17 protein-coding genes are annotated in these 13204 nt (G+C 62.4%); 9 read left to right on the top strand and 8 right to left on the bottom strand.

The window, feature by feature from the left end:
• Positions 1–57 precede the first annotated feature (57 nt).
• From GL279_RS18530 to GL279_RS18510, 5 genes are all read right to left on the bottom strand, one after another.
• Positions 58–285 carry a hypothetical protein gene (locus GL279_RS18530; protein ID WP_211371364.1) on the bottom strand — a complete coding sequence of 76 codons (228 nt, stop codon included), beginning with the start codon at positions 283–285 and terminating at the stop codon, positions 58–60.
• Entirely contained in the window at positions 282–761 is a 480-nt protein-coding gene (locus GL279_RS18525; protein WP_155066090.1) for a phosphate-starvation-inducible PsiE family protein, read from the bottom strand. The genes GL279_RS18530 and GL279_RS18525 overlap by 4 nt, the downstream gene beginning before the upstream one ends.
• A gap of 221 nt (positions 762–982) precedes the next feature.
• Positions 983–1960, bottom strand: coding sequence for a YfdX family protein (locus GL279_RS18520; protein ID WP_155066089.1), 978 nt, complete (start codon positions 1958–1960; stop codon positions 983–985).
• A gap of 72 nt (positions 1961–2032) precedes the next feature.
• A complete protein-coding gene (locus GL279_RS18515) occupies positions 2033–2524 on the bottom strand; it encodes an Hsp20/alpha crystallin family protein (protein WP_155066088.1) in 492 nt (163 codons plus the stop codon).
• A 20-nt stretch (positions 2525–2544) separates the two neighbouring features.
• Entirely contained in the window at positions 2545–2943 is a 399-nt protein-coding gene (locus GL279_RS18510; protein WP_155066087.1) for an Hsp20/alpha crystallin family protein, read from the bottom strand.
• A gap of 245 nt (positions 2944–3188) precedes the next feature.
• Between GL279_RS18510 and GL279_RS19515 the strand changes: the two genes are divergently transcribed.
• The 6 genes from GL279_RS19515 (at position 3189) to GL279_RS18470 (ending at position 10017) form a co-directional block, all read left to right on the top strand.
• Positions 3189–3344, top strand: a complete 156-nt coding sequence (locus GL279_RS19515; RefSeq protein WP_233141288.1) for a hypothetical protein — start codon at positions 3189–3191, stop codon at positions 3342–3344.
• 478 nt (positions 3345–3822) lie between these two features.
• Positions 3823–6717, top strand: coding sequence for an ATP-dependent Clp protease ATP-binding subunit (locus GL279_RS18495; RefSeq protein ID WP_155066086.1), 2895 nt, complete (start codon positions 3823–3825; stop codon positions 6715–6717).
• Positions 6718–6794: 77 nt separating this feature from the next.
• The gene (locus GL279_RS18490) at positions 6795–7967 is read left to right on the top strand and encodes a sigma-70 family RNA polymerase sigma factor (protein WP_155066085.1); all 1173 of its coding nucleotides are present in this window, start codon (positions 6795–6797) and stop codon (positions 7965–7967) included.
• Positions 7964–8611, top strand: a complete 648-nt coding sequence (locus GL279_RS18485) for an HdeD family acid-resistance protein (protein ID WP_155066084.1) — start codon at positions 7964–7966, stop codon at positions 8609–8611. The genes GL279_RS18490 and GL279_RS18485 overlap by 4 nt, the downstream gene beginning before the upstream one ends.
• A gap of 208 nt (positions 8612–8819) precedes the next feature.
• Positions 8820–9440, top strand: a complete 621-nt coding sequence (locus GL279_RS18475) for a hypothetical protein (RefSeq protein ID WP_155066082.1) — start codon at positions 8820–8822, stop codon at positions 9438–9440.
• A gap of 1 nt (position 9441) precedes the next feature.
• Entirely contained in the window at positions 9442–10017 is a 576-nt protein-coding gene (locus tag GL279_RS18470; protein WP_155066081.1) for an NADH dehydrogenase ubiquinone Fe-S protein 4, read from the top strand.
• Between the two features lie 86 nt (positions 10018–10103).
• On the opposite strand, the gene GL279_RS19640 is transcribed toward GL279_RS18470, so the two are convergent.
• Positions 10104–10226 carry a hypothetical protein gene (locus tag GL279_RS19640; RefSeq protein ID WP_281349000.1) on the bottom strand — a complete coding sequence of 41 codons (123 nt, stop codon included), beginning with the start codon at positions 10224–10226 and terminating at the stop codon, positions 10104–10106.
• Positions 10227–10284: 58 nt separating this feature from the next.
• Here GL279_RS19640 and GL279_RS19510 point away from each other — a divergent pair, with 58 nt between their 5' ends.
• Genes GL279_RS19510 through GL279_RS18455 form a run of 3 tightly spaced genes read left to right on the top strand, consistent with a single transcriptional unit; the run spans position 10285 to position 12211 of the window.
• Positions 10285–10533: a rhomboid family intramembrane serine protease gene (locus tag GL279_RS19510; RefSeq protein ID WP_425495618.1), complete on the top strand. Its 249-nt coding sequence runs from the start codon at positions 10285–10287 to the stop codon at positions 10531–10533.
• A gap of 52 nt (positions 10534–10585) precedes the next feature.
• On the top strand, positions 10586–11008 hold the full coding sequence (gene trxC / locus GL279_RS18460; protein WP_036751117.1) for a thioredoxin TrxC: 423 nt from the start codon (positions 10586–10588) through the stop codon (positions 11006–11008).
• 57 nt (positions 11009–11065) lie between these two features.
• Positions 11066–12211 carry a cation:proton antiporter domain-containing protein gene (locus GL279_RS18455; protein WP_155066080.1) on the top strand — a complete coding sequence of 382 codons (1146 nt, stop codon included), beginning with the start codon at positions 11066–11068 and terminating at the stop codon, positions 12209–12211.
• An 89-nt stretch (positions 12212–12300) separates the two neighbouring features.
• On the opposite strand, the gene GL279_RS18450 is transcribed toward GL279_RS18455, so the two are convergent.
• On the bottom strand, positions 12301–12588 hold the full coding sequence (locus tag GL279_RS18450; RefSeq protein WP_036708271.1) for a DUF6127 family protein: 288 nt from the start codon (positions 12586–12588) through the stop codon (positions 12301–12303).
• A 19-nt stretch (positions 12589–12607) separates the two neighbouring features.
• Positions 12608–13084, bottom strand: coding sequence for a C1q-like domain-containing protein (locus tag GL279_RS19310; protein WP_246175406.1), 477 nt, complete (start codon positions 13082–13084; stop codon positions 12608–12610).
• Between the last annotated feature and the right edge of the window lie 120 nt (positions 13085–13204).

Raw genomic sequence — 13204 nt, 5'->3', positions numbered from 1 at the left:
GAAACGCAGGCCCGCGTCGGCTGCGCCAGCTGGAAAGCTACGCCGCCACGGGCCTGCTCAACCGCGCGCCAAAGGGGTCACTTTTGGGCGCCGATCGGGGGGGCCGTTTGGATGCCGATTGACAGCCAGAAACACGCCGGCGACCATGCCGAGCGCGACGAGCAGCCCCGTTCCGGGCCCCAGGATCACGCTGACCGAAACCCAGGCGAGCGCCGCCATGAGTCCGAGCAGCAGCGTCGATTGCAAGAGATTGAGCAGGCGGTGGCTGGCGGAGGCCGCGGTCATCGCGTCTCGTGGCCTTCGAGTTCGCGCCGGTCCTGATCGCGCACCAGCCAGTGGACAGCGCCGAGCGCAAGCGCCGCGCCCGCGAGTGCTGCAATCTTGGATGCTTCCGTCTCGCCGAGGTCCAGGATGATGAATTTGCGCGCGATGGCGAGGAGCGCGATCAGCACGATCGTGCGGACCTGGAGGATCCCGAAGCTGCGCTCGGTCGCAACAAGAAGGGAGCGCTTGAACTCGAGCGCGATCACCACGGTGAAGATCATGCCGAACACCACTTGGAAGGTGGCGTAATCGAGAGTGTCGAAGGCCCCCAGAACCAACCGGTCCACGACCTCGCGCATCAGCCCCCAAACCGACGCCACGACGATAACCGCAATGATGACGCTGAGGACGAAGATGACAACTTGCTCGAACTTCTCGTAGAGCGTCATCGCCGACCATTGTTCACGGGTTAGCCCTGATGGTTTCAGGTCTTTCATCAGTACCCCTCGAAGTTCCCCCCGAATAGACAAGCTCTCCCTGGCTTCGCCGCAGACCGGGATCATTCGGGAATTCTTTACCTGCGATGGAGCCAGGAACCAATTATTATGTGTCGAGAACCGGGACTCCGGGCCCAGACTATTGATCGTTACTCAGTCTTCCTGCGAAAGAGCCCCGCCGCCAGTCTCGTTTGCGGCGGGGCTCCATCAGAGGTTCTCTTTTAGTTGAAGATGCGCGTTCGAAGTTCCTTGAACCGGGTCGCAATCGTTTCGAAGATCCCTCCGGTATCCTCCTGCGCCTTAATCTGACGGTCCAACTCATTCAGCGCCTCATGCAGATCCTCGAAATCGCTTTCGCGGCCGTAGCCGAGCGCTTCGGCGATTTTGAGTTCCTGGCGTGCCGCCTCAACATAGTCGGCGGCCGTCAGATCGGCATCTTCAGTAGCGGCTTTATCTTCAGTAGCGGCTTTGTCGTTTGCTTCAGTAGCGGCTTTGTCGTTTGCCGCCTTACCGTCGTCATTGAGCAGAGCTTTGGCCTTCTCGATCATCGCCATGGCTCTGAGCGGAGGCAGGGCGACCACTGTGTCGGTCACCACCTGGGTGCTCAGTGCGGCGTTGAGTACCGTCATCGCTTCGTCGGTCTTTCCTTCATCAAGCAGTGCCGTCGCTGAAAGGATCGCGTCGGGATAGGTCGCAAGCGGCAGGCTGGTTGTCCGGATGACAACCTCGGACGCGAACCCGCTCAGCAGCGGTCTCGCTTCCTGGAACTTCCCATCGTCGACCAAGTCCGCGATCTGTTTGCCGAGTTTTCGGACGGCTTCGACGCTGCCCAGAACGTCATAGGTGATATGATCGATCCGTACGGGCGCCAAAGCGAGATCCGGTTCACGCGCGACGACGGTCTCGAGCTTCCCCGTGGCCACCGCGAGCGCAGCAATCGCCGCATCTTTATCGCCCTTCTCGATCGCGGCGATCGCGGCCATCGTTTCATCGAGCGCGTCGACCGCCTCCTGGATCAGGGCGGTGCGTTTATCGGCGAACTGTGAATCGGCTTCTGCGGTCACGCTCTCTTGGACCTGCTCCCGCTTGACCGCCTGCGCTTCAGCTTCCGCCTGAGCCGTATCCTGAGACCAGGAAGGGCCGGCGCTGACAATCAGCAGGGCCAAAGCTGTTCCCGCGTAAAGATTCCTGAGTTTCATCGGTCTGTTCCTTTCGGCTGTGATTGGTTCTACGGCGGTTTCGCCGCAGAGTTGGCACGATCAATGCCCGAATCAGGCCTCCTTGACCGCGATTTTCCTGACCTTGGCCTGGGCTTCGGGCGTTTGCGGCAGCTTGATCGTCAGAACCCCGTTCTTGAAGGATGCCTGCGCCTTTTCGCCATCCACACCGGGAGGGAGCGGAATTGTCCGGTAGATCGCGCCGTAGCTGCGTTCGGAGAGGTAGTAGCCCTTCTTCTCCTCCTGGCGCTCGATCTTCTTCTCCCCCTTCACAGTCAACATGTCATCGTTGACCGTCACCTCGATGTCCTTCATCTCCATGCCCGGCAGCTCGATCGAGATTTCGATCGCATTGTCGGTCTCGACCACGTCGGATTTCGCCTCGCCGCTGCTCCAGGGCCAGTCGAGATGGCCGATGCGGTTCCAGAAGTTCTCGAACACATGGTTCATTTCGCGCTGGAGCGTCGCGATCGGGTTGTCTTCGCTGCTCTTGGCGTCTGGCGCGCCGTCCTTGCGCGCCCAGAGGATCAGGTCCTTGATCTGCATGATGGTATCTCCTTCGGTTTTCAGGCGCCCTTGACGGCGATCCTCTTCCGCTGCGCTTCAAGGGCTCGGGGGAGCGTCAAAGTGAGGACGCCTCCGCGCATCTCGGCCTCGATCCTGTCGGGGTCGAAATCCTCGGAAAGCGTGAAGGCCCTCTCGAAATCACCCTCGCCATATTCGGCATAAGCAAGTTCCAGGTTTTCTGGCCGCATCGGCTCAACCTTGCCGCGAATCGTCAGCCCGCGGTTTTCGAGTGTGATTTCGACCGCACCGGCGGCGACCCCAGGCATTTCGATCATCATGGAGACACCCTGATCGGTCTCGACGATATCAGTCAGCGGGCGGTAGATGCGGCCGCCGCCGGCGGTCTCGGGCGCGTCGGTCGTCGTCTTTTCGGTGGCTGGCGTGATATCGGTGCTCATCGTTCCAGCCCCTCTCAGGCTGCCTTGATCTCAATATCTCTTCGGCTTTTCCTCCTCAGGCCGGAAGATAACGATCCGCAGTACGCCGTTCGCGGATCGAGCGCCAAGGCAAGAGATATCGATAATAAATCCGTTTCAGTTATACGGCCACAATGATACGACGCAAGCATAATTCATGCTAGCATTTCAATCTCCAGTGGCGTCTGATGGAGCTTCGCGACGGCCAACAGACCCTTGGAGGTCAAATGATGATTGCATCCGGTGATGCGTTGATCGGCACGACGATCCATCGGGTCGCCCAGCACATCCAGCAGCGGATCGACGATGAAAGCCGTGAGCCCGGTCAGACGCGACTGTCGTGGATGGCAGCCGCCCATGTGGACGATTCCCCGGCCTCGTGATCAGCGACCTCACGGCGCGGCTGGAAGTCGGCAGTGCGACAGCCGGGCAACTCGTGGACCGCATGGCGCGGGGGCTGGGTTGAGCGGTCGCCGTCACCGAATGATCGGCGGTCGCAGACCGTTGTGCCGACGAGAAAGACGCAGAAAATCTTGCGAGAACTAGACGCTTGACGAGCGGCGTTGAAGGAAGACATCTTACCGGACCTATCAGTCGACGAGAGGCGTGTTCTTCTCGCACTTCTCGAACGCATACGTGCGCAGCACTCACGCTAGAGGGAGCAAATCGGTATGGAAAGGAAGACTGGATCTTCTCGAGCAATCGGCGCAGGATCTCCTGCAACGAGAGACACTGGACGAGCCCGATCTTGTGGCAATTGGGTCCAAGGTGAAAGAACGGAAGCGGTCGCTGCGTGACACTGTCGCTGGCGCAGATGATCGGCGAACAACCCTGACTGGATAATGAAAACGGAGAAGACGAATGGCAAACGGAGCTTGCGATATTTGCGGTCGCCCGGCGACGACGCGCGTGCGCGCCTCGGTGAACGGCAGGGTTCAGAACATGAAGCTTTGCGACCAGCATTACAGCGAAATGGCGCGCCGGTCGGGGCGCAGCGCCTCGCCGCTTGAGTCCCTGTTCGGACGACGTTCCCTTCTTGACGAATTCTTCGGCGATAGCGGGTTCGGCAGCCTGTTCAGCGACAGCCCGCTGCGGGGTGGTGCACTGGGCGCCACGGGCGCGGGTGAGGACGACGTCGTGGATGCCACCTTCGGGGAGGAAACGCCGCGCCGCGGATCGCGGCGCGGCGGCGGACGCACCATCGCCGACCGGCTGAGCGAACAGGGCAACAAACTGCTGCAGGATGCAGCACAGAAGGCCGGGGAATTCGGGCGCAGCGAGGTCGATACCGAACATCTGCTTCTGGCATTGACCTCGTCTGACGTCGTCAAGACGATCCTGGAACAGTTCAAGGTCGATGTGGACGATCTGCGCCGCCAGATCGAGAAGGAAGCGAAGCGTGGAGACGCCAAGACGGAAGGCGAAATCGGCGTAAGCCCTCGCCTGAAGGACGCGCTGAACCGGGCCTTCATCGCCTCGAACGAACTCGGCCATTCCTATGTCGGTCCCGAGCACCTTCTGATCGGACTTGCCGAGGAAGGTGAAGGCCTGGCCGCGGCGATGCTGCGCAAGCTGGGGTTGACGCCGCAGGCGCTGCGTCAGCAGGTGACGAAGGTGGTCGGCAAGGGAGCCGAGGAAGGCCGCGTCGAGACTCCGTCGAACACCCCCGATCTCGACCAGTTCAGCCGTGACCTGACGAAGCTCGCCCGCGAGGGCAAGCTCGATCCCGTCATCGGCCGCGCCCGCGAGATCGAGACGACGATCGAAGTGCTGGCCCGCCGGAAAAAGAACAACCCGGTGCTGATCGGCGAGCCCGGCGTGGGCAAGACCGCCATCGTCGAGGGACTTGCACAACGGATCGTCGCGGGCGAAGTGCCCGAGGCGCTGCGCGACAAGCGGCTGGTCGAGCTCAACATCAACTCGATGGTGGCCGGGTCGAAGTATCGCGGCGAGTTCGAGGAGCGAGTCCAGAAGATCCTCAAGGAGATCACCGAGGAGAAGGACAGCCTGATCCTGTTCATCGACGAGATGCACACCATCGTCGGCGCCGGCCAGGGCGGTGGCGAAGGTGGTCTCGACATCGCCAACACCTTCAAGCCGGCGCTGGCGCGGGGCGAGCTGAACCTGATCGGCGCGACGACGCTCAACGAGTACCAGAAATACATCGAGAAGGACGCGGCGCTCGAGCGACGGTTCCAGCCGGTTTATGTGGACGAGCCCACGGTCGCACAGACCATCATGATTCTGCGCGGGCTGCGCGACACGCTCGAAAGCCACCACAAGGTGACGATCACCGACGAGGCGATCATCGCCGCCGCGGAGCTTTCGGATCGCTATATCACTGGTCGCTTCATGCCCGACAAGGCGATCGACCTGATCGACCAGGCCGCGGCGCGGGTGAAGATCTCGGCCACTGCGCGGCCCGTGGACGTGCAGGAACTCGAAGCCGAGGTCGCGCAGATCAAGCGCGAACAGGACTATGCCGCAGCCCGCAAGCAATTCGACCGAGCAGCAGAACTGAAGAAGGAGCTGGAGCAGAAGCAGAAGGAGCTGGACGAGCTTCTGGAAATCTGGAAGCGCGACCAGGCTTCGGCGACCGCCGAGGTGCGCGCCGATCACGTCGCGCAGATCGTCTCCAAGATCACCGGCGTTCCGGTCACGGAGCTGACCACCGAGGAGAAGGACAAGCTCCTCAAGCTCGAGGAGAAGCTGCACGAGCGCGTCATCGGCCAGGAAGAAGCGATCCGCGCCGTGGCCGATGCGGTGCGCCTGGCGCGTGCGGGTCTGCGCGAAGGTTCCGGTCCGACCGCGACCTTCCTGTTCCTCGGGCCGACCGGGGTTGGCAAGACGGAACTGGCCAAGACGCTGGCCGAGGTGATCTTCGGCGACCAGGATGCGCTGATCCGTATCGACATGTCGGAGTATGGCGAGCGCCACTCGGTTGCCCGGTTGGTTGGTGCACCTCCGGGCTACGTCGGATACGACGAAGGCGGGCAGCTGACGGAGAAGGTGCGCCGTCGGCCCTACTCGGTCGTGCTCCTCGACGAGATCGAAAAGGCGCATCCCGATGTCTACAACATCCTGCTTCAGGTGTTCGACGATGGCCGCCTGACAGATGGCAAGGGCCGCGTGGTGGACTTCACTAACACCATCATCATCGCCACCTCGAACCTCGGTTCGGACATCATCCAGCGCAACCTCACGAAACGCGGCAGCACTGAGTTCGACGAGGCCAAGCAGAAATCCGAACTGATGGAGGTGTTGCGCGGTCATTTCCGGCCAGAGTTCATCAACCGGATCGACGAGATCATCGTCTTTCATTCGCTGAATCAGTCGGAGATCCGCCAGATCGTCGAGTTGCAGCTCAACCGGGTGAAGCGGACCGCCCTTACCCAGGGCGTCGAACTCGAATTCGACGTGAGCGTCGTGGATCACTTCGGCGCGGTCGGCTTCCGTCCCGAATTCGGTGCCCGCGAGCTGCGCCGGCTGATCCGGTCGGAGCTGGAGACCGAGTTGGCTCGAGAACTGCTCTCGGGGCGGATCGAGGATGGCGACAAGGTCCGCGTCGCCTGGTCGGAAGACGAACAGAGGGTCGTGTTCGAAAAGATCGTAAAGGACACCGGTGACGACAGCCCGGACGATCAGGCCAAGGCCGGGATCGAGGAGCCCAGCGAAGTTGCCGAAAACAAGACGGACGTTCCGAAGCCCAGCGTTGGGGATGAGGTGCAGTCCAAGGACGACAAGTCCGACGAGTGACAGCGCAAAAGACTGGCCCGGCGCGATATCGGTCGCGCCGGGCCATCTCTTCGGAGAGTTATAGGAAGGTCCACGGCATGAACGTCATCAGATCATTCCGCAATCTCGACCGGCACGGCCAACAGCGCGCGCCTGAGGTCATCGAGGAAGAGGTGCGGCAACTTGAACCGCACCTTGCGCGCTTTCGCGAGGATCTGGTCCGGCTCGAAGTCGTTGCCTCGCAGACGAGGGGCAAGACGCGCATCAAAGTCAGCCTGCGCCTGCAACTGCCGTCGGGCGTGATCGCGGCGCGGGAAGAGGGATTCGAGATCGAGCCTGTCCTGCGCAAGGCCTTTGCCGACCTGCGCCACCAGGTCGATCGGCATGTGGCGCGCCTCAAGCACGAGCCTGAATACAAGCGTCCCGCCCGCCGGCGCCGGATCGGCGCCCCGCTGCCGCCCGCGCGGGATGCGGCGGAGGCGGAGCGGCGCCAACTCTTCTTCGACCTGATCGAGGATCATCTCGATACGGTCTACGATACCGTCAGGCGCGAGTTGACCTATCTCGAATGCAGCGGATCGGTGCCGGAGGGTTACCTCAGCGTTCGCGATATCGTCGATGCGACGATCCTCAAGGGGCTGGCCCGCTTCGAGGATCGGCCTTCGGAGTTTTCCGTCGGCGACTGGCTGAAACGGCTGGCTTTTGAGACCATCGAGGAAGAATCCCGCGCCGCCCGCCGCGCCGTGCCTGAGGATGCCGCCTCCATCGAGGCGGAACCCGAGGCCCCGGCGGAGGATCCGACCGAGGCGGATCAGGCGATGTTCGAGTTCTACCAGCCCGACGAAGTGCTGATGCTGGAGGACCTCATCGCCGACGACGGCGGCACAGACCCCGAGACCGAAGTGGATCGTCATGATATCGCCATGGCACTGCACCGGGCTATCGCAGATCTTGCTCCGGTCGAGCGCCGCGTCCTGTATCGGATGTACCTGGAAGACGCCACGATCGCGGAGACGGCGCACCTCCTGGGTCTCACTGAGGCGGAAGTGTTGAAGATTGCAGAGAACGCGACGGAGACACTGCGCGGCACGCTGGTCGAAGCCGGGTTGATCGGCGAGGCATCGGGGCGCGCGCCCGTGGAAAGGGAAATTGCCCGGACGCAGTGTCTGCCTCAACCGGTCGAGGACCGCCGCCGCGTGGCGGCCGCCCTGGCCGGCGCGGAGACAATCGGCACTACTGAGTTGAAACCTGAACAGGAGATGGACCAATGACGACAACCTCTGCAAAACAATCCGACACGATGCAGGACATGCTGTGCAGCCTGTCCGGGAACTGGTGGCTGTTCGTGCTGCGCGGTGTCCTGGCGCTGGTGATCGCAGTTCTCGCCTTCCTCATGCCTGCGGAGTCGCTGCTTGCTCTGACGCTGGTCTTCGGCGCTTTCGCCTTCGCCGATGGCGTGTTCGGCCTCGTCGCCGCCGTCCGCAACATCCGCGCGGGCGATCGCTGGGGCTGGCTGATGTTCAGCGGCATTCTGGGGATCGCCACGGGGGTCGTCGTGGTCTTCTCGCCGTTCGTGGCGACGCTTGTGCTTGCGACATTCCTCTGGGCCAGCATCGCATTCTGGTCCGTGTTCTCGGGTGCCCTCGAGATCGCGGCAGCGATCCGCCTGCGCAAGGAAATCGAGGGCGAGATCTGGCTGATCCTGAGCGGCCTCGTCTCGGTCGTTCTCGGTGTCGTCGTGACCTGGATGCTGCTGACGCGCCCGCTCGAAAGCTTCCTCGCGCTCGGCTGGCTGATCGGCTTCTACGCCGCGATCTTCGGGGTGATGATGATCCTCCTCGGGCTGCGGCTGCGCAAGGCGGATCGCCCGAATGACGGCACCATCGCCGGCCAGCCCCGGTCGGCGCAGATGTGATGTGCGCTGTGGCAGATGACCGGCGCCTTGCCGGCGGCGAGAACGATTTCACCCGATGGGACGAAACGATCTTCGACCGTTGCCTGAGCACCGGCTTCAATCCGTTCGGCAGCGGTCCGACGCCGATCTTGCTGCGGCATCCGGACGCAGAGGCGCGCGCCGATGCAAGGCCGTGCATGCCCCCTGATATCGAAAATGCGAGGTGCTGATGTCGAACCGCCTGCCTGACTTGGCACTTGCGGCTGCGGCCGCTGCCTTGGGCATCGGCATCGTTTTCCTTTTTCGCTCGATGTATCTTGCCGAAGACACGCTGCCTTTCGCGCAGGAGATGACGCTCATCTTTCTCGGCGCTGTCGTGACGGTCATTCTGACCGCGGCGCTTCTCAATCGCCAGACCGATCTCGAGCTTCGCAAGGAAGGAAGGGTCATCATCCTCCAGCAGCAATGCGACATTTACATGGCCTGTATCGAGAAGGTCGCAGAGATCGTGGAAACCGCAAGGCACGATGCGAAGCTGATCGATGACCTGCGTGTTCTCAGCCACAAGCTGGCTGTGGTCGCGAGTGCAGGGGTCGTGTCCAGCTTCGAGCAGGTACTGGAGAGCTTGCAGTCCGGTTTTGCTGACGGCACGCTCTCGGACGGGGACGGAGAGGGCGTGATGAATGCCGTCGCCGATCTCACGATAGCGATGCGGTCGGACGTCCTGCACGCTGCTGCCTTTCCTTCGCAGAACACCGAACGCGCCGTTCGCCTGAATTCGAGGCGAATGGAAAAACTCGACGATCTCGAACGTCACCTTCTCGTATCCACCGACACCCGGGAGAACTGATATGCGCGGCCATAATCGCCCACCATTCCCGCCGAAAATTCCCGGAACCGATCTGCCATCCTGGGACGTGCCGACGGCAATCATCTACCGTCCTGCCCGTTCCGCGATGACATCGGCGCCTCGGCCCAACTACTGGATCCTCGAGTTCGAGCCGTCCCGGCCCCCGCAGATCGAGCCGCTGATGGGACATACCTCCAGCGACGATCCCTATCGCCCGATCCGGCTGAAATTCCCCGACCGTGATAGCGCCGTGGACTTCGCCGAGCGGCAGGACTGGCGCTATATCGTGCGTGAAGACGCCCCGCGCCGCCCCGAGCCTAACCCCTGGCGGGGAGAGGAGCGGCATCGCCTCTATAACGGCGCCGACGCCCCGAACGCCTTTCGCATACCGTTCCGCCTGGATCGGGGTCGCACGGACCACCCAATCCGGCGCGCAGTCGAGCAGAAAGGCACGGTGGATCTGTCGTCCCAAGAAGAGGCCGAATTCGATCCGGTCCTCGAAGCCTCGCTCGAATCCTTCCCCGCCTCTGATCCTCCGGCGTGGACGGGTGTGACAATTGCAAGAAAGACGACGTGATGAAGGCCAGCTGCATGCGCTCGGGGAAATGAGATGTTTCCACGGGCCGATACCGTTGCTCGCAGATACCCCCCGTGGCCGTCTGGTCAGTCGTCGGGATCAGCCTTCTCGCTTTCCTTTACCAGAGCGGCCTGCCGCCGCGTGCGCTCAACCGGTTCCTGTTCGACTTCGCGCTGGTGCCGTCGCGCGCCTTCGGTCAGCTCCGTCACATCGCCCCGTCCGACTGGACCCCGTTCCTGACCAAAATCTTCCTGCACGGGGGGCCGGCTGCATCTCATCATGAACATGTGGACGCTCTGGATCTTCGGCCCCGCCGTCGAAGATCGGCTCGGACCGGGTAGATTCACACTGTTCTATCTGTTCTGTGGTGTGGCGGCCGGACTGGCTCACGCGCTGGCGAACCCCCACTCAGTCGTTCCCGCGCTTGGCGCATCGGGGGCCATCGCGGGCGTGATCGGTTGCTACCTACCCGCACCGCGGCAGCGAGAGGCCCGCCGCGCCATATCCACGTGCTGAACGCTTGCATCAGCCGGCCGCCAAGACCGGCTCGTCAACGAAAGGATACAGGATGCCCACGGTCGCTTGCCCGCAGTGCAATTCCACCAACAGAGTGCCGCAAGTGCGCCTGACCGACAATCCCAATTGCGGACGCTGCGGCGCGCCTCTCTTTCAAGGCAGGCCCGTCACGCTTACAGCGGCTAATTTTGACCGTCATGCGAATGCCGAACTGCCCTTGCTCGTCGATTTCTGGGCCGAGTGGTGCGGGCCATGCAAGATGATGGCGCCCCAGTTCGAGGCGGCGGCGCGCTCGCTCGAACCCCATGTCCGCCTGGGCAAGCTCGACACCGAGGCCGAACAGCAGATTGCCGGCCGCTACGGGATCCGCGGCATTCCCACCATGATCCTGTTCAGTAGCGGGAAGGAAATTGCGAGAACGAGCGGAGCAATGCCGGCCGCGCAGATAGCGCAGTGGGCGCGGTCGCACGTCTAGAGTTTACAGGTATTGGCCTTACCTGCGCCATGCCATTAGGAGCAGAAGGAGAAGAACATGCATGGCGTGACCGGATTTTTTGAAAGTGCGGCCTTGTTGGTCTTTGCCGCGTTCGTGCTCGTGACGATATGTTCACGGATCGGCGTGCCCAGTATCGTCGGTTACATTCTTGCCGGCATAGTCATCGGACCTGCCGGCCTCGGCCTGATTGCTGAGAGCGCTGCCCTGAGCAGCATTGGCGAGATCGGAGTGGTACTCCTGCTGTTCGCGCTTGGCCTGGAATTCTCGTTCGAGAAGCTCGTAACGCTCAGGAAGCATGTCTTCGGTCTTGGAGCCGCGCAGGTTGCAGTCACGACGATAACGGTATCGTTGATAACGAGTCTGATCTTCGATCTCGCGCCCGTCCCCGCAATCCTCATCGGCGGGGCCGTTGCCATGTCATCGACGGCCATGTGCCTCAAGGTGCTCGCAAGCGCGAACGCTCTGGGATCGGCCCAAGGGCGTCTGGCCATTGCAGTGCTTCTGTTTCAAGACTTGGCAGCTGTCGCATTCCTGCTTCTGCACGATTCGATGAGCGGAGCCGCCGAGGGACATGGCGTGATAACGGTCATCGCCAGTTCTACGGCATTGGTTGCAGCTCTGTTCATTGCCCGTGGCCCCCTGCAGGTGCTTGCCCGTTGGGTCGCATCGCGTGGCGATCCGGAACTCGCCCAACTCCTCGCGCTCACTATTGCGCTCGGGTCTGCGATCGTCGCGACCTCCGCCGGTCTTTCTCCGGCACTCGCCGCATTCGCGGCCGGCATGATTATCGGCGAGGGTGACGCGCGCCATGCCGTAGAGAACGAGATCCGGCCCTTCCGCGATTTGTTTGTCGGGATTTTCTTTGTCGGCATCGGAACGCAATTGCCACTTTGGATCATCCCGAATGCGTGGCCAGTCGTGCTGAGCTGGCTCGCAATCATATTTGCGGGCAAGACGCTGATCGTGTTGGTCGTCGCCCGACTATTCGGCGAGTCGCTTCAGACCGCATGGAGGACTGGGATCATCCTGGCCCACGGAGGAGAATTCAGCCTGATGCTGCTGTCGGCTTCCTCGACATCGGGCAGTGTTGCGGAGGAATTCGCTGGTCCTCTACTCCTCGCGATTGGCATGAGCATGCTGGCCGGGAGTGTCATGGTCAGATGGGCGGGGCTAAAGGTTTAGTGGGGTCAACATCAATATAACTATATTACTCAGATTACCCCGCCACTATGGCGGGTCATTGCGGGCTGATGAATGGGGATGGGGAGCGGCTACGGGCTGCCGCCGAAGATCTTCAGCTTGATGGCGATGCCGGCCAGCAGAGCGAGCATGACGCCGGTGGTGATCATGCGGACGGCGGTCTGCATGGCGGTGCGGCGGACCAGGCGGATGCAGTCGACGAGCGAACGCAGATCGCGGATGTCGAGCGCGGCCTCGTCGCCGTCAAGCCCGACATCGGCCAGTGCGCGCTTCGCGCCTTCCTCGGCCGCCCGGGTCAGGATCGCCTCGAACTCGGCGTCGGGCATGCGCACGAAGCCCTCGGATCGGGGTGGGTTCATAGGTTCCTCCTTCCGCCGCTCAGCCGACCTTGCAGCCCCAGAAGGACGTGTGGTCGGCCGCGAAGTAGCCGTCCGCGACACGGAAATATCCCTGCAGCTCAACGGTATCGCCCGCAGTCAGTGGGACCATCGTCTGCAGCCTGAGCGCCGTCGCCTCGGAGGCGTGGGCCCCGGAAATCTCGCCCCGCGAGCCCCGGATCTCCGTGGCGCCGTTCAGCACCAGCCGCCCGCGCATCCGCGCGTTCGTGCTGGAATTGATCTTGTAGAGCAGCGTGGCACCGAAGAGGTATGTGCCGGCGACCGGCGCGACGAAACGGTTGTTGCCGGCGTCGAACGCGCCCTGATCGTTATAGTCGGTGTTGTTGATGCCGATCCTCGTCCAGCTGTCGACGGCGACGTCGTTATCGTAGTTCCTGAAGGCCTTGAAGCGCGGAAGCCGGGGCTGATCGACGATGCCGGTGGCGTTGTCGACGCTGAGCCCGTCGAAGAATGTCAATCGGCATCCAAACGGCCCCCCCGATCGGCGCCCAAAAGTGACCCCTTTGGCGCGCGGTTGAGCAGGCCCGTGGCGGCGTAGCTTTCCAGCTGGCGCAGCCGACGCGGGCCTGCGTTTCGG

Origin of the sequence: Paracoccus limosus, from assembly GCF_009711185.1 — a bacterium.
GTDB lineage: Bacteria > Pseudomonadota > Alphaproteobacteria > Rhodobacterales > Rhodobacteraceae > Paracoccus > Paracoccus limosus.
This window is presented reverse-complemented; position numbering and strand designations above follow the sequence as displayed.